This is a genomic window from Micromonospora sp. NPDC005203 (genome assembly GCF_042872705.1).
GTDB lineage: Bacteria > Actinomycetota > Actinomycetes > Mycobacteriales > Micromonosporaceae > Micromonospora.
The window spans coordinates 105841-121295 of sequence record NZ_JBIAKV010000017.1; the positions used below are offsets into that span (position 1 = coordinate 105841).

At 72.2% G+C, this 15455-nt stretch carries 16 protein-coding genes; 13 read left to right on the plus strand and 3 right to left on the minus strand.

From position 1 onward, the window contains the following. Positions 1–53: 53 nt before the first annotated feature. On the plus strand, positions 54–803 hold the full coding sequence (locus tag ACFYPM_RS28605; protein ID WP_387203401.1) for a MerR family transcriptional regulator: 750 nt from the start codon (positions 54–56) through the stop codon (positions 801–803). 5 nt (positions 804–808) lie between these two features. Here the strand turns inward: ACFYPM_RS28605 and ACFYPM_RS28610 are convergent, their stop codons facing one another. The 3 genes from ACFYPM_RS28610 to ACFYPM_RS28620 form a co-directional block, all read right to left on the minus strand. Then, positions 809–1585, minus strand: a complete 777-nt coding sequence (locus ACFYPM_RS28610; RefSeq protein WP_387203404.1) for a class F sortase — start codon at positions 1583–1585, stop codon at positions 809–811. Between the two features lie 75 nt (positions 1586–1660). Then, the gene (locus tag ACFYPM_RS28615; protein WP_387203407.1) at positions 1661–2137 is read right to left on the minus strand and encodes a hypothetical protein; all 477 of its coding nucleotides are present in this window, start codon (positions 2135–2137) and stop codon (positions 1661–1663) included. Between the two features lie 187 nt (positions 2138–2324). After that, a complete protein-coding gene (locus tag ACFYPM_RS28620) occupies positions 2325–2777 on the minus strand; it encodes an Lrp/AsnC family transcriptional regulator (protein WP_357373455.1) in 453 nt (150 codons plus the stop codon). A 147-nt stretch (positions 2778–2924) separates the two neighbouring features. Here ACFYPM_RS28620 and ACFYPM_RS28625 point away from each other — a divergent pair, with 147 nt between their 5' ends. From ACFYPM_RS28625 to ACFYPM_RS28680, 12 genes are all read left to right on the plus strand, one after another. Then, the gene (locus ACFYPM_RS28625; protein WP_387203292.1) at positions 2925–3827 is read left to right on the plus strand and encodes a tryptophan 2,3-dioxygenase; all 903 of its coding nucleotides are present in this window, start codon (positions 2925–2927) and stop codon (positions 3825–3827) included. Between the two features lie 14 nt (positions 3828–3841). Then, entirely contained in the window at positions 3842–5242 is a 1401-nt protein-coding gene (gene kynU, locus ACFYPM_RS28630; protein WP_387203295.1) for a kynureninase, read from the plus strand. Next, the gene (locus ACFYPM_RS28635) at positions 5239–6567 is read left to right on the plus strand and encodes an FAD-dependent oxidoreductase (RefSeq protein ID WP_387203298.1); all 1329 of its coding nucleotides are present in this window, start codon (positions 5239–5241) and stop codon (positions 6565–6567) included. The genes kynU and ACFYPM_RS28635 overlap by 4 nt, the downstream gene beginning before the upstream one ends. Before the next feature lie 23 nt (positions 6568–6590). After that, positions 6591–8072: a 2-hydroxymuconic semialdehyde dehydrogenase gene (locus tag ACFYPM_RS28640; RefSeq protein ID WP_387203410.1), complete on the plus strand. Its 1482-nt coding sequence runs from the start codon at positions 6591–6593 to the stop codon at positions 8070–8072. Between the two features lie 20 nt (positions 8073–8092). Beyond that, on the plus strand, positions 8093–8890 hold the full coding sequence (locus tag ACFYPM_RS28645; RefSeq protein ID WP_387203301.1) for a 2-keto-4-pentenoate hydratase: 798 nt from the start codon (positions 8093–8095) through the stop codon (positions 8888–8890). Further along, positions 8887–9822: an acetaldehyde dehydrogenase (acetylating) gene (locus tag ACFYPM_RS28650; protein ID WP_387203304.1), complete on the plus strand. Its 936-nt coding sequence runs from the start codon at positions 8887–8889 to the stop codon at positions 9820–9822. The genes ACFYPM_RS28645 and ACFYPM_RS28650 overlap by 4 nt, the downstream gene beginning before the upstream one ends. Then, positions 9819–10886 carry a 4-hydroxy-2-oxovalerate aldolase gene (dmpG, locus tag ACFYPM_RS28655; protein WP_387203307.1) on the plus strand — a complete coding sequence of 356 codons (1068 nt, stop codon included), beginning with the start codon at positions 9819–9821 and terminating at the stop codon, positions 10884–10886. Before ACFYPM_RS28650 ends, dmpG begins: the two co-directional genes overlap by 4 nt. Beyond that, entirely contained in the window at positions 10883–11656 is a 774-nt protein-coding gene (locus ACFYPM_RS28660; RefSeq protein ID WP_387203310.1) for a 2-keto-4-pentenoate hydratase, read from the plus strand. Before dmpG ends, ACFYPM_RS28660 begins: the two co-directional genes overlap by 4 nt. Next, the gene (locus ACFYPM_RS28665) at positions 11653–12075 is read left to right on the plus strand and encodes a RidA family protein (RefSeq protein WP_387203313.1); all 423 of its coding nucleotides are present in this window, start codon (positions 11653–11655) and stop codon (positions 12073–12075) included. Before ACFYPM_RS28660 ends, ACFYPM_RS28665 begins: the two co-directional genes overlap by 4 nt. Continuing rightward, a complete protein-coding gene (locus ACFYPM_RS28670) occupies positions 12072–12596 on the plus strand; it encodes a 3-hydroxyanthranilate 3,4-dioxygenase (protein ID WP_387203316.1) in 525 nt (174 codons plus the stop codon). Before ACFYPM_RS28665 ends, ACFYPM_RS28670 begins: the two co-directional genes overlap by 4 nt. Then, positions 12596–13597, plus strand: coding sequence for an amidohydrolase family protein (locus ACFYPM_RS28675; RefSeq protein ID WP_387203319.1), 1002 nt, complete (start codon positions 12596–12598; stop codon positions 13595–13597). The genes ACFYPM_RS28670 and ACFYPM_RS28675 overlap by 1 nt, the downstream gene beginning before the upstream one ends. Positions 13598–13947: 350 nt before the next feature. Further along, positions 13948–15411 carry an amidase gene (locus ACFYPM_RS28680; protein WP_387203321.1) on the plus strand — a complete coding sequence of 488 codons (1464 nt, stop codon included), beginning with the start codon at positions 13948–13950 and terminating at the stop codon, positions 15409–15411. Positions 15412–15455: the final 44 nt, after the last annotated feature.

A 15455-nucleotide genomic window follows, 5' to 3' on the forward strand; every position in this document is an offset into this window, starting at 1 on the left:
CCATCAACCGTATCGTTGAACCAGCGGTTGAGGCTTACGAGCAATGGAGTGCGGTGACAGCCACAAAACCCTCAAACCCCGGGGTACGTCGACCAGTCGACCTCGCGCGCGTACACGGACTGTCTGCGCAGGCCGTGCGCAACTACGAACGAGATGGGGTCCTGCCGCCGGCCGAGCGCACCTCGAACGGCTACCGCCGGTTCACTAAGGTGCACGCCAAGGCGCTGAACGCCTACCTCGCGCTGATCGCGGGCCACGGCTACGCGGCCAGCGGCGAGATCATGCGTGCCGTCAACCGGGGCGAGATCGACACGGCATTGCGCACGATCGACCACAGTCACGCCCTGCTGCAGCGCGACCGAGAGACACTGGACGCGGTCGAGACAGCGGTTGTGACCCTCACCGAGACGATGCCACAACCGCAGAGCCGCAAAGCCGTGCCGATCAGCGTGCTGGCACACCGGCTCGGTGTGCGACCCGCCACGCTGCGAAAGTGGGAGCGGGCCGGGATTCTCCGGCCGGTGCGCGATCCCGCGACCGGCTACCGCGTCTACTCAGCCGACGACGTCCGCGACGCCGAACTCTGCCACCTGCTGCGCCGCGGCGGGTACCGGCTCGACCACATCGCCGACGTGCTGCGTCGAGTGCGCGACGCCGGCGGAGCCGGGCCGCTCGCCGCTTCGCTGGGCAAGTGGCGGCAACGGCTCACCGAGCGCGGCCAGGCCATGCTCACCGGGGCCGCCCGGCTTGCCGAATACCTCGACGCCGAAACCAGCGCCACCCTGCCACCGCCCAGGTGCTGACTGGCTCAACCACCTCCACGCGCCCGGACCAGTGAGGCGAAGACCACCACGTTGTCCGAGTAGCCGGTCTCGCCGCCGACCCACTGGCCACCGCAGGTGATCAATCTAAGGCTCGGGTGGCTGAAGTCGCCGTACACCTCGTCCACCGGCAGTTGGCCCTTGTCGAACTTCTCCACCGAGTTCACCTCGAAGACCGCCACCCTGCGGTCGGTGCGGGTGACCTCGATCTGGTCGCCGTCGCGCAGTTCACGGAGTTGGTGGAAGACCGCCGGCCCGCTCGTGGTGTCGACGTGTCCGACGATCACCGCCGGACCGTACTGGCCGGGGGTCGGCCCCTGGTCGTACCAACCGGCCTCCTGGGCGCGGGCCGCGTCCGGCACCGCGATGGTGCCGTCCGGGGCGATGCCCACGTCGTGTACGGGCGCCCGCACGTCGATCTTCCCGATGGCGAGGCTGGTCGGTCGGCTGGCCGGCAGCACCGGGAACTTCTTCGGCGGCGGCCGGAATCCGGCGCTGAGCCGGTCCGGTAGCAGGCTCATCCCGGTCACCTGTTCGACGCCGAGCATCGCGACGATCAGCACCATCACCGCGGCGATGGCCAGCACCGGCAGCCCTGGTCCCGTAGCGAAACGGGGCCGGAACGACCGCGATCCGGCCGGGCGGCGTGGAGGCAGCGAGGTGGCGGCCGGATCCGGGGTGGCGAGACTGGCCGACCCGGCCTGGCCGGCGACCCGACCCAGCCGGCCGTAGGCGCGGGCCACCAGCCGGCCGGAGGCGCGCAGCAGCGGGCCGGCCTGGAAGCGGGCGCGGCGGTCCGGCCGCGCGCGCGCGGATCTGCGGGTCATGGGTCACCCGGCTCAGGAGCCGGCTCCGGCCCGACGTCGGCCGCCCGCCATCCCGAGCGCGACAGCGGTGCCGACAAGCGCCACGCCGCCGAGCACCAGCAACGAGCCGGTGCCGCGGCCGCCGGCCGTCCCGCCGCCCCCGGTCGCCGGTCCCTTGCTGGGGGAGGCCATGTTCAGCACGGTCAGCGTGGTCGAGGCCGTCTGGCCGTTCTCGCAGCGCAGGTCGACCGGGTAGTCGCCGGCCGGCTTGTCGCGGATGATGGTGGCCTGCGCGGTTAGGAAACCCTTGTCCGGTTTGAGCGTCACGTGCCCGAACGCGTCGGAGTGCACGCTGGACTGGCGGTTGTTGTTGGCGTTGTCGCAGCCCGCCTTGATGTTGACCCGGCTACCGGCCTGGGCGCTGTTCGGCATCACCTCGACGAAAACGTTCTCGCCGGCGTGTGCCGGTGCGACCGACATCAGGACGAACGCACCGACCAGCGCTACCAGCGTCAGTGCGGACGAGAGCGCGCGGTCGATCGTGCGGATTCCCTGCATGATTTCCCCCCAACCGGCGACGACCGCCGGAACCTCCGCCCCTCATTCCGCGTCCGCGCCGAAGGCGGCACTCCGGACGGAGGAAGGGCGTCCCCTGGGCACGGCGCTGCTTTCCCGCTGGCTCGGGGCCAAACCCGGGTCAGCCGCGGCGGGGGGAGGGCAGGGCGGTGATCGGTCGCCAGTCGAGCGGGGAGGAAAGCACCATCGTGCTCGACGGCTGGCCGTACGGGGCGAGCCGGTCGATGACCGCCTCGAAGTCGCCGATCGAGCCGGCGGCCACCTTGAGCATGCTGCACGCGTCGCCGGTGATCCGGTGGATCTCCAGGATCTCCGGCCAGCCGGCCACCGCCGGGTCGTGCAGGATGCAGCGCGCGCCGTAGCAGGACATCCGGATCAGCGCGACCACGGTACGGCCGGCCCGGGTCAGGTCGACATGGGCGTGGTAGCCGGTGACGACCCCGGCCTCCTCCAGCCGGCGAACCCGCTCCGCGACGGCCGGTGGAGACAGGTGCACCCGCCGGGACAGTTCGCTGAAGGAGAGCCGCGCGTCGGCCTGCAACTCGCGCAGCAGCGCCCAGTCCATGTCGTCCACGCTCAGACCTTACTTTCGTGAACCGAATTCGCCTACTTGCCTTCGGTTCGTCAAGACAACGCGGCGAGAGCCGTTGATCCGGCATTCCGCAGGCCGATCCGACCGCGAGATCATGACGTCGACAGGTCCGGGGGAGGGAGACGACTGGTGGATCAGACGGAGCGGCGGGCGCCGAACCGCCCCGCCTCGGTGCGGCCGGTGACCCCGCGACAGCGGGCCGCCCGTGCCGCGCGCAACGGCGGGGAGCCGACCCTGGAGTTCGCCGACCTGGTGCCCTACGACGCGTACGTGCGGGCCAGCGCCCTGCACCAGTTGCAGCAGCCCCTCAGCGACGACCCCGGCGAGATGTCCTTCCTGATGGTCAGCCAGATCATGGAGCTGTACTTCGGGCTGACCTGCCACGAGCTACGGGAGACCCAGCGACTGCTGCGCGCCGACCGGGTCTGGGACGCGCTGGCCCCGCTGCGCCGCGCCACCCTGCACCTGGAGGGACTCAACGCCGCCTGGCAGGGGCTGCGCTGGATGACGCCTGCCGACTTCAACAGGTTCCGCAACCTGCTCGGCGAGGGCTCCGGCTTCCAGTCGGCGATGTACCGCCACCTGGAATTCCTGCTCGGCCTGCGCGATCCGGCGCTGATCAGGCCCTTCCGTCGGCAGACCGAGGTGCACGCCGCGCTGAGCGCCGAGCTGGTCATCCCGAGCCTCTGGGACGACGTGGTCGCGCTGCTCGCCCGGCGTGGCTTCGACCTCCCCGCCGACCTACTCGACCGCGATGTCGCGGTGGAGCACGATCCGCAGCCGTCGGTCGAGGCAGCCTGGGTACGGATCTACGCCGACACCGGTCCGGACAACCAGCTGCGCCTGCTCGGCGAGGCGCTCAGCGGCGTCGCCGAGGAGTTCGGCGACTGGCGCTGGAACCATGTCAAGGCGGTGCAGCGGACGATGGGCGCCAAGGTCGGCAGCGGCGGCTCCGCCGGTCTGGCGTGGTTGCAGCGCAGCATGTCCCGGGTGGTCTTCCCGGAGCTGTGGTCGGCCCGTACCGCGATGTGACCGGAGAGCGAGACATGCACACCCCTGAAACCGAGCCGCTGCGCCTCGCCGGAGGCGAGGCCGTAGCACGCCGCCTCGCCGGAGGCGAGGCCGTAGCACGCCGCCTCGCCGGAGGCGAGGCCGTAGCACGCCGCCTCGCCGGAGGCGAGGCCGTAGCACGCCGTCGCGACGAGGCCGACCCGGGCCACCGGCACCTGTTTCACGTGCCGCCGGCCGACGGCGGCGACCACCCCGAGTCGGCGTACCTGGCCGGCAACTCGCTCGGCCTGCAACCCCGGGCCACCCGCGACGAACTGCTGGCCGATCTGGACGCCTGGGGCCGGCTCGGCGTGGAGGGGCACCTGGAGGCGGAGCGCGCCTGGCTGCCGTACCACGAGCTGTTGACCGCACCGGCCGCCCGACTGGTCGGCGGCCGACCAGTGGAGACCGTGGTGATGAACTCGCTCACGGTCAACCTGCACCTGCTGATGGTGAGTTTCTACCGCCCGGCCGGCGTCCGCACCCGCGTCGTCATCGAGGACGCCGCGTTTCCCTCGGACAGCTACGCGGTGCGCAGCCAGGCCCGCTTCCACGGCCTGGACCCGGACGACACGGTGGTCCGGTTGCGCCCGCGCCCCGGCGAGGACGCGCTGCGCACCGAGGACGTGACCGCCTACCTGGCCGCCGAGGGCGACCGGGTGGCGCTGGTGCTGCTCGGCGGCGTCAACTACCTGACCGGTGAGCTGCTGGACATCCCGGCGATCACGACCGCCGGCCGGGCCGCCGGCGCGGTGGTCGGCTGGGACCTGGCCCACGCGGTCGGCAACGTGCCGCTGGCCCTGCACGACTGGGACGTCGACTTCGCGGCCTGGTGCTCCTACAAGTACCTGAACTCCGGCCCGGGTGCCCTGGCCGGCGTCTTCGTGCACGAGCGGCACCTCGGCGACGAGAGCCTGCCCCGCTTCGAGGGCTGGTGGAGCACCGCGGCGGCCACCCGGTTCGAGATGACCCCGGTGTCCCGGCCGCCGGCCACCGTGGAGGCCTGGCAGATCTCCAACCCACCGATCTTCGCGATGGGTCCGGTGCGTACCTCGCTGGAGCTGTTCGACGCGGTCGGGATGACCGCGCTGCGCGCCCGGAGCCTTCGCCTCACCGGCTGGCTGGAGACACTGCTCGACGAGGTCGTCGCCGACCGGCCGCTGCGCGTGATCACCCCGCGCGACCCGGCCCGGCGGGGCAGCCAACTCTCGGTCCGCATCGGTGCCGGCAGCGCCGCCGAGCTGACCAAACGCCTGCGGTACGAGCACGGCGTCATCGCCGACGCCCGGGAGCCGGACGTCGTCCGGTTCGCCCCGGTGCCGCTCTACTCGACGTACCACGACTGTTGGCGGGCCGCGGCCGCGCTGGCGGCGATGGTGGGGGAGGTCAACCCGTGACCGCTCGGCGCGACGAGATCGCCGTCATCGGTGCCGGGCTGGCCGGCTGCCTGGCCGCCTGCTTCCTGGCCCGGCGCGGCTACCCGGTGGCTCTCTACGAGCGCCGCTCCGACCCGCGGACCGGTACGGCCGAGCGCGGTCGCTCGATCAACCTGGCGCTCTCCGAGCGCGGGCTGGACGCGTTGCGCCGGATCGGGCTGGCCGAGCAGGTGCTGACCGACGCGCTGCCGATGCGCGGCCGGATGATCCACCCGGTCGAGGGTGAGCAGCAGTTCCAGTCGTACAGCGCGGCCGGGGACCGGGCGATCAACTCGATCAGCCGGGGCGCGCTGAACAACGCTCTGCTGGACGAGGCCGTCGCGCTGCCCGGGGTGCGGGTCGTCTTCGACCACCGGCTGGTCGCGCTCGACCCGATCGACGGAACCCTGAGCTTCGACACCCCGCAGGGCACGGTCGCCGCGAAGGCGTCGGTCGTGCTGGGCGCCGACGGCGCCGGCTCCGCGGTACGCGGGCAACTGCTCAGCCACGGGCTGCTGAACGAGAGCGTGGACTTCCTCGACTACGGCTACAAGGAGCTGACGATCCCGCCGCTGGGCGGGGACTTCGCGCTCGATCCGGACGCGCTGCACATCTGGCCGCGCGGCACCTCGATGATGATCGCGCTGCCCAACCCGGACCGCTCCTTCACCTGCACGCTGTTCTGGCCCAACGAGGGCGACGGGAGCTTCGCGGCGCTGGACAGTCCGGCGGCGATCGAGGAGCACTTCGCCACGCACTACCCGGACGTCATCGGATTGGCGCCGAACCTGGTCGACGACTACCAGCACAACCCGGTGGGCGTGCTCGGCACGGTGCGCTGCGCCCCGTGGCAGGTCTTCGGCAAGGTGGGACTGCTCGGTGACGCGGCGCACGCGATCGTGCCGTTCTACGGTCAGGGCGCCAACTGCGCGTTCGAGGACGTGGTCGAGTTGGACCGCTGCCTAAACGAGTGCGCCGACGACTGGTTGGCGGCGCTGCCGCTGTTCCAGCGACGCCGCCAGGAGAACGCCGAGGCCATCGCCACGATGGCGCTCACCAACTTCGTGGAGATGCGGGACAGGGTGGCCTCCCCGGTCTTCCAGCTCCGCCGCAGGATCGAGCACGCTCTGGAACGGGCCCTGCCCGGCCGGTACGTTTCCCAGTACGAGCTGGTGTCCTTCTCCACCACCCCGTACGCGGAGGTGCGCCGCCGGGTGCGCCGGCAGCATCGGGTGCTCGGCGCGGTCGTCGGCGGGGCCGCGTTGCTGCTGCTCGGCGCGACACTCGGTCGAGGGAGGCGCGAATGACCGCCAACTGGGACGCACGACTGATGGCCGGCCACCCGCCGGCCGGGCCGCAGAGGTTGCGCAACTTCGTCGGCGGCGAGTTCGTCGACGGCGGGTCGACGTTCGCCAAGGCCAGCCCGGTGACCGGGGAGCCGGTCTTCGAGGTGGACGAGGCGTCGCGGTCCACGGTGGACGACGCGGTGGCCGCCGCCCGCGCGGCGCTGCGCGGGCCGTGGGGTCGGATGGGCGAACGGGAACGCGCCGAGGTGCTGCGCCGGGTCGCCGACGAGTTGGAGCGCCGCTTCGACGATCTGGTCACCGCCGAGGTCGCCGACACCGGCAAGTCCATCGCCCAGGCCCGCACGCTTGACATTCCGCGCGGCGCGGCGAACTTCCGGGCGTTCGCGGAGATCGTGGCGACCGCGCCCACCGAGTCGTTCACCACGGTCACCCCGACCGGTGGCCGGGCGCTCAACTACGCGCTGCGCAAGCCGGTCGGCGTGGTCGCGGTCATCGTGCCGTGGAACCTGCCGCTGCTGCTGCTCACCTGGAAGGTCGCCCCGGCGCTGGCCTGTGGCAACGCCGTGGTGGTCAAGCCCAGCGAGGAGACGCCCGCCTCGGCGACGGTGCTCGCCGAGGTGATGGCCGCCGCGGGCGTACCGGCCGGAGTGTTCAACCTGGTACACGGCTTCGGACCGGACTCGGCCGGCGAGTTCCTCACCCGCCATCCGGGCGTGGACGCCATCACCTTCACCGGCGAGTCGGCCACCGGCGGCGCGATCATGCGGTCCGCTGCCGACGGCGTGAAGGCGGTCAGCTTCGAGCTGGGCGGCAAGAACGCCGGCCTGGTCTTCGCCGACGCCGACCTGGACGCCGCGGTGGCCGGCTCGGTGCGGTCCAGCTTCACCAACGGCGGGCAGGTGTGCCTCTGCACCGAACGCATCTACGTGCAGCGCCCGGTCTTCGAGGAGTTCACCGCCCGGCTGGCGAAGCGGGCCGGCGAGCTGGCGTACGGGTGGCCGACCGACGAGGCCACGGCCACCATGCCGCTGATCTCCCACCAGCACCGGGCGAAGGTGCTCGGCGCGTACGAGCTGGCCCGCTCCGAGGGCGCCGAGGTGCTCACCGGTGGCGGCACGCCCACCTTCGGTGACGCCCGCGACGGCGGGTCGTACGTGCAGCCGACGGTGCTCACCGGGCTCGGCCCGGACGCCCGCACCAACCGGGAGGAGATCTTCGGGCCGGTGGTGCACGTCGCGCCGTTCGACACCGAGGACGAGGCGTACGCCCTCGCCAACGGCACCGAATACGGCCTGGCGGCGACCGTGTGGACCCGGGACGTGGGAGTCGCGCACCGGGCCGGCGCCCGGCTGGACGCCGGCATCGTCTGGGTCAACACCTGGTTCCTGCGGGATCTGCGGACCCCGTTCGGCGGGGTGAAGGCGTCCGGCATCGGCCGGGAGGGTGGCGTGCACTCGTTGAACTTCTACTCCGAACTGACGAACGTCTGCGTGGACCTGTCGTGAGCCAAGGCGAGGGAGCGGGCATGGAAGCTGACATCGAGGCCGCCAACCGGGAGCTGGCCGAGGCGCGCAGCACCGGCAAGCCCTGCCCGCCGCTGCGCGGGCGGCTGCTGCCGGCGGGCGACGTCGAGTCCGCGTACCGGGTGCAGCAGCTCCAGGCGCGGGCCTGGCAGGGCCGCGGCGAACGCCGGGTCGGCGCGAAGATCGGGCTGACCTCCCGGGCGGTGCAGGAGACCTTCGGGGTGTTCCAGCCGGACTTCGGCCTGCTGACCGACGCGATGGCGGTCGGCGACGGAGTCGAGGTGCCGATCGACCGGCTGCTCCAGCCCCGGGTCGAGGCGGAGATCGCGTTCGTGCTCGACCGGGATCTCCCGGACCCGCGGCTCACCACCGTCGATCTGATCCGCGCGGTCGACCACGTGCTGCCGGCCATCGAGATCGTCGACTCGCGGATCGTCGGCTGGGACATCTCCATCGTGGACACCGTCGCGGACAACGCCTCCAGCGGGCTCTTCGTGCTCGGCACCACGCCGCGCCGACTCGCCGACGTCGACCTGCGGCTGTGCGGGATGGTGCTGGAACACGCCGGCGAGCCGGTCTCGGTCGGCGCGGGCGCGGCCTGCCTGGGCAACCCGCTGCACGCCCTGCTCTGGTTGGCCAACACACTCGCCCACGCCGGTGACCCGCTGCGCGCCGGGGACGTGGTGCTCTCCGGGGCGCTCGGTCCGATGGTGCCGGTCACGCCGGGAGCCGCGTACGAGGCGCGGATCTCCGGGCTCGGCTCGGTGCGCACATCCTTCAGCGACAGGGGCGGTCGGTGACCACGAACGTGGCGGTGCTGGGATCGGGAAACATCGGCACCGACCTGATGATCAAAGTCCTCCGGCTGAGTGACAGCCTGCGGATGGTGGCGATGGCCGGCATCGACCCGGCCTCCGACGGCCTGGCCCGCGCCCGCCGGCTCGGCGTGGCCACCACCGCCGACGGTGTGGACGGGCTCGTGGCGATGCCCGAGTTCGCCGACGTCAAGCTGGTCTTCGACGCCACCTCGGCGGGCGCGCACCGGCACCACGACGAGGTGCTGCGCGCCCACGGCCGTACGGTGGTGGACCTGACCCCGGCCGCGCTCGGCCCGTACGTGGTGCCGCCGGTCAACCTCGACGAGCACCTGCACGAGTCGAACGTCAACATGGTGACCTGCGGCGGGCAGGCGACAGTGCCGATCGTCGCCGCGGTACGCAGGGTCACCCCGGTGGCGTACGGGGAGATCGTCGCCTCGATCGCGTCGAGGTCGGCCGGTCCGGGCACCCGGGCCAACATCGACGAGTTCACCGAGACCACGGCCCGGGCCATCGAGGTGGTGGGCGGGGCCGAGCGGGGCAAGGCGATCATCGTGCTGAACCCGGCGGACCCGCCGCTGCTGATGCGCGACACCGTCTACTGCCTCTGCCCGGACGCCGACGCCGACGCCGACGCCATCGCCGCCTCGGTCGCGGAGATGGTGGCGGCGGTGCAGGAGTACGTCCCCGGCTACCGGCTCAAGCAGGACGTGCAGTTCGACCGGGTGCGGGCGTACGTCCCGACGCTCGGGCGGCAGCTCACCGCCCTACAGGTGTCGGTCTTCCTGGAGGTCTCCGGAGCCGGGCACTACCTACCGGCGTACGCCGGCAACCTGGACATCATGACGTCCGCCGCGCTGCGTACCGCGGAGCGGCTTGTCGCACTGCGTTCTGTGGAGGTGGCCGCGCCATGACCGACCTGTACATCCAGGACGTGACACTGCGCGACGGCATGCACGCCATCGCCCACCAGTACACCGTCGATCAGGTACGCACCATCGCCGCCGCGCTGGACGCCGCCGGGGTGGCCGCCATCGAGGTGGCACACGGTGACGGGCTCGCCGGCTCCAGCGTCAACTACGGCCACGGCGCGGCCAGCGACGCCGAGTGGATCTCCGCGGCCGCCGAGGTGCTGAGCACGGCGAAGCTGACCACCCTGCTGCTGCCGGGCATCGGCACGATCGCCGACCTGCGGGCCGCGAAGGCGCTCGGGGTGACAAGTGTCCGGATCGCCACCCACTGCACCGAGGCGGACATCTCCGCCCAGCACATCTCCTGGGCCCGGGAGAACGGCATGGACGTCGCCGGGTTCCTGATGATGTCGCACATGTTCGATCCGGTCGGGCTCGCCGGGCAGGCCAAGCTCATGGAGTCGTACGGGGCGCACTGCGTCTACGTCACCGACTCCGGCGGTCGGCTGCTGATGTCCGACGTGGCGCAACGGGTCGACGCGTACCGGCAGGTCCTGGCACCGGAGACGCAGATCGGCATCCACGCGCACCACAACCTGTCGCTCGGGGTGGCCAACAGCGTGCTCGCCGTCGAGCACGGCCGGGTCACCGGCTCCGGTCCGGCCGGCCCGGACGCACCGCACGGCCGGACCGTCCGCGTCGACGCCTCCCTGGCCGGCATGGGCGCGGGTGCCGGCAACGCGCCGCTGGAGGTGTTCGTGGCGGTCGCCGAGCTGCACGGCTGGAAGCACGGCTGCGACGTGTTCGCGCTGATGGACGCCGCCGACGACATCGTGCGCCCGCTCCAGGACCGGCCGGTCCAGGTGGACCGGGAGACGCTCTCCCTGGGGTACGCGGGGGTCTACTCCAGCTTCCTGCGGCACGCCGAACGGGCCTCCACGAGGTACGGCGTGGACGTCCGCTCGATCCTGGTCGAGCTGGGCCGGCGTCGGATGGTCGGCGGCCAGGAGGACATGATCGTGGACGTCGCACTCGACCTGGCCGGCACGGAAGGTGGCGCAGCATGATCGGCGTAGACATCACGGGGATCGCCGAGAAGCTGGGCGTGGCAGCGGCCACGGCCACCGCGATCGGGCAACTCGCCGCCGAGACCGGCCTCGACGTGGACACCGCGTACGGCGTGCAGGCCGCGCTGCTCCAACGCCGGCTGGACGCCGGTGAGCGGCTGGTCGGGCTGAAGATGGGGCTGACCAGCAGGGCGAAGATGGCCCAGGTCGGCGTGGACGAGGTGATCTGGGGACGGCTCACCAACGCGATGCGGGTGCCCGACGGCGGTGCGGTGGACCCGTCCGCGTACATCCATCCCCGGGTCGAGCCGGAGGTGGCGTTCCTGCTGGACCGGCTGCCCGAGCCGGGCGAGCCGGTCGGCGACTTCGCCACTGCCGTCCGCGCCGTCGCGCCGGCCATCGAGCTGATCGACTCCCGGTACGCGGACTTCCGCTTCGCACTCCCGGACGTGATCGCCGACAACACCTCGGCCGCCGCGTTCGTGATCGGGCCGTGGTCGCCGGTGCCGGCGGGTCTCGACAACCTGGGCGTGCTGCTGGAGATCGACGGGCGGGTGGCGCAGGTCGGTTCGACGGCGGCGATCCTCGGCGATCCGCGCCGGGCGCTCGACGAGGGCATCCGGCTGGCCGGCCGGCACGGTGTGCGGCTGGAGTCCGGGTGGGTGTTCCTGGCCGGTGCCGCGACCGCTGCCGTGCCGCTGCGTCCCGGCGCCCACGTCCGCGCCGTCGTGGAGAAGCTCGGCACCGCGTCGCTGCGGGCGTCGTCGTGACCGCCCGGGTGGTCGCCGGAAAGGCCGTCCCACGAGGGGCCTTCCCGCACGTCAAGGTCGCCGGTGGGTTCGTCTTCGTCTCCGGTACGTCGTCGCGACGGCCGGACAACAGCTTCGCCGGTGTGTCGGTGGACGAGTTCGGCACCACCAACCTCGACATCCGGGTGCAGACCCGGGCCGTCATCGAGAACGTGCGGGACCTGCTGCGCTCGGTCGGCGCGGACCTCAGCGACCTCGTCCAGGTGACGTCGTACCTGGTCAACATGAACGACTTCGGTGGCTACAACGAGGTGTGGGCGGAGTTCTTCGACGCGTCCGGGCCGACCCGCACCACGGTGGCCGTGCACCAGTTGCCCCACCCGCACCTGCTCATCGAGATCCAGGCCGTGGCCCTTCTTCCCTCGGGAGGTCAGTCGTGAGTGAGATCGCCGAACCGTTCAGCTTCCCCGGGTGGATCGCGGACAACCAGCACCTGTTGAAGCCGCCGGTGGGCAACAAGGAGTTGTTCCCCGGCGGGGACGACTTCATCGTGATGGTGGTGGGCGGACCCAACCAGCGCACCGACTTCCACGTGGACCCGTACGAGGAGTTCTTCTACCAGGTCAAGGGCAACATGCACATCAACCTGATGACCCCGCAGGGGCCGCGTACGGTGCACGTGCGCGAGGGTCAGATGTGGATGCTGCCGCGCAACACCCCGCACTCGCCGCAGCGCCCGGAGGCCGGCTCGATCGGCATGGTCGTGGAACGGGTCCGTGAGGAGGGCACCCTGGAGACCTTCCAGTGGTACTGCCCGGAGTGCGGAAACAAGGTGCACGAGGTGGAGTTGCAGGTCCGCGACATCGCCGCCGACCTGCCGCCGGTGTTCCAGGCGTTCTACGCCGACGAGCAGGCCCGCACCTGCGCCAACTGCGGCACCCGGCACCCGGGCAGGGGCTGATGCCCGCAGGCGTCGTCGACGTGCACACGCACGTCGTACCGAAGGGGTGGCCGGACCTCGGCGCGGCGTGCGGCGGGTCCGGTTGGCCGTGGTTGCGGGTCGACTCCGAGCGCGCCGCCATGGTCATGGTGGGGGAGACGGAGTTCCGTCCGGTCGGGGCCGAGTGCTGGGACGCGTCGCGCCGGCTGGCCGACATGGACGCCGACGGCGTGGACGTACAGGTGGTCTCGCCGACGCCTGTCTTCTTCAGCTACGACCGCCCGGCCGACCAGGCGGTGAAGGTCGCCCGGATCTTCAACGACCTGACCCTGGAGATCACCGCGGCCGGTGGCGACCGACTGGTGCCGTTCTGCCAGGTGCCCCTCCAGGACCCGGACGCCGCCTGCGCGGAGCTGGACCGCAGCCTGGCCGCCGGGCACGTGGGCGTGGAGATCGGCAACCACGTCGGCGACCGGGACCTGGACGACGCGGGAGTGGTCACCTTCCTGCACCACTGCGCCGAGGTGGGCGCGCCCGTCTTCGTCCACCCGTGGGACATGCCGGGCGGTCCGCGCCTGGACCGCTGGATGGCCCGGTGGCTCACCGGGATGCCCGCCGAGACGCACCTGTCGGTGCTGGCCATGATCCTGGGCGGTGTCTTCGACCGGGTACCCGAGACGTTGCGGATCTGCTTCGCGCACGGTGGTGGCAGCTTCCCGTTCTGGCTCGGCCGCGCCGACAACGCCTGGCACCGCCGGGGCGACCTCGTCCGTGGCGCGTCCGCCGCCCCGCCCAGCAGCTACGTCGACCGGTTCAGCGTCGACTCGGTGGTCTTCGCGCCGCCCGCCCTGCGGCTGCTTGTCGACACGATGGGGGAGGACCGGGTGCTGGTCGGCAGCGACTACCCGTACCCGCTGGGCGAACGCCCGGCCGGCGCGGTGGTCCACGCGGCCGACTTCCTCACCGACGACCAACGCGACAAGCTGCTGTCCACGAACGCCCTGCGCTTCCTGCACGGGTAGGTCGGCGTCCCCGCTCGCACCGCGACGTGCTCTTCGGGGTTCGCCGGCCCCCGCGCGGCCGGTAGGCCACCCCTACCCCGCGCGCCGGGTAGGCCACCCCTACCTCGCGCCCTTTGCTCTGCTTCACTCCGCGCAACAACGGCGTCCGATAATCGGACGTCCGCTGTTGCATCCGTTGAAGCAGAGCAAAGGGCGCGACTACGAGTACGGCCCCCCGGGACGTCCCGGTGCCGCGCGAGCGCGGCACCAGGACGGCCGGGGGGCCGCTTACCGGCCGCCCGCGGCGCGCAGTGCAGTTCGGGCCGTGCGTGTCGGCTGCGCGGAGGGCTGACTGCCGGCAGGATGACGGGATGGCCGAGCCGCACGACCTGACCGCGCTGGAGCAGGCCGCCGCGATCACCCGCGGCGAGCTGTCCAGCGTCGACCTGGTCGAGCATGCCCTGAGCCGGGTGGCGGCGCTCGGCGACACCGTGGGCGCGTTCGTCACCGTCACACCGGAGCTCGCCCGGCAGGCCGCACGCGCCGCCGACGCCGTGCCGACCGAGGCGCGCGGCCCGCTGCACGGTGTGCCGACCGCGATCAAGGACCTGACCCTCACCGCCGGGATCCGTACCACCTTCGGTTCGGCCGCGTTCCACGACTTCGTCCCGCCGGTCGACGCCGACGTGGTCCGGTTCATCAAGGCTGCCGGTCTGGTCAGCCTCGGCAAGACCACCACCTCCGAGTTGGGCTGCTCGCTCTACTCGGAGGGCCGGGTCGCGCCACCGGCCCGCAATCCGTGGCAACTGGCGTACACCGCCGGTGGGTCCAGCGGTGGCGCGGCGGCGGCGGTCGCGGCTGGGCTGGTCCCGGTCGCCCAGGGGTCCGACGGCGGCGGCTCGCTGCGCATCCCGGCGGCGCTCTGCGGCCTCGTCGGTTACAAGCCGAGCCGTGGCCTCGTCTCCGGCGGGCCAATCGGCTCCGGCGCGTTCGGCCTGCCCACCAGCGGCCCGCTCGGGCGGACCGTCACCGACGTCGCCGCGCTGCTCGACGTCATGGCGGTGCCGGTCCCCGGCGAGCCCTACCTGCCGCCAACCGCGCCGCCGGGCGGCTACCTGGCCGCCGCGCGCCGCGCCGATCCCGGCCCGCTGCGAATCGGCCGGTTCACCACGCCGATGCTCGCCGACGAGCCGGTGCACCCCGACTGCGTGGCCGCCGTGGACCAGGCCGCCGCGCTGCTCACCGCGGCCGGCCACGAGGTGGTCGAGGTGGCACCGCCGCTCGGGCCGGCGGCGTGGCCGCTGTTCGAGATCCTCTGGTACGTGCTGGCGCTCACTCCGGTGCCGCACCAGCGGGAGGCGGAGCTGTTGCCGCTGACCCGGTTGCTGCGGGCCCGTGGCGCCGAGATCTCCGCCGGCACCCTGGCCGCCACCCTCGGGGAGTTGCAGGCACAGGTCCGGCTGGGTACCCGTCGCACCGCCGGGTGCGACCTGCTGCTCTGTCCCACCCTCGCGGCCCCGCAGGCACCCGTCGGCTGGTTCACCGCCGACGGTGACCCGGCGGCCGATTTCGACAGGCAACGCCGCTTCTCGCCGTACTGTGCCATCTTCAACGTCACCGGCGATCCCTCCGTGTCCCTGCCGGTGGGTACCACGACCGACGGCCTGCCCGTCGGAGTGCTGTTGACCGGCCGGTACGGCGACGACGCGCGGCTCGTCGCGACGGCTGCGCAACTGGAGAACTCCAGTGACGGATGGGATCGGCACCCCGCAATCTGGCGGGCCGTCGACTCCGCTAACGTGAATGGTGACGGAGTTGGGTGGTCGACGTCATGATCGTCCATCCGACCCGGTTGTTCGAGGTCGTCCTTCTTCCGCCT

What these genes read in the sequence shown, in the direction of transcription:
- kynU (WP_387203295.1), top strand. Translation starts at nt 3,842, where the DNA reads ATGCACACCCCTGAAACCGAGCCGCTGCGCCTCGCCGGAGGCGAGGCC.
- ACFYPM_RS28640 (WP_387203410.1), top strand. Translation starts at nt 6,591, where the DNA reads ATGGCCGGCCACCCGCCGGCCGGGCCGCAGAGGTTGCGCAACTTCGTC.
- ACFYPM_RS28645 (WP_387203301.1), top strand. Translation starts at nt 8,093, where the DNA reads ATGGAAGCTGACATCGAGGCCGCCAACCGGGAGCTGGCCGAGGCGCGC.
- dmpG (WP_387203307.1), top strand. Translation starts at nt 9,819, where the DNA reads ATGACCGACCTGTACATCCAGGACGTGACACTGCGCGACGGCATGCAC.
- ACFYPM_RS28660 (WP_387203310.1), top strand. Translation starts at nt 10,883, where the DNA reads ATGATCGGCGTAGACATCACGGGGATCGCCGAGAAGCTGGGCGTGGCA.
- ACFYPM_RS28675 (WP_387203319.1), top strand. Translation starts at nt 12,596, where the DNA reads ATGCCCGCAGGCGTCGTCGACGTGCACACGCACGTCGTACCGAAGGGG.
- ACFYPM_RS28680 (WP_387203321.1), top strand. Translation starts at nt 13,948, where the DNA reads ATGGCCGAGCCGCACGACCTGACCGCGCTGGAGCAGGCCGCCGCGATC.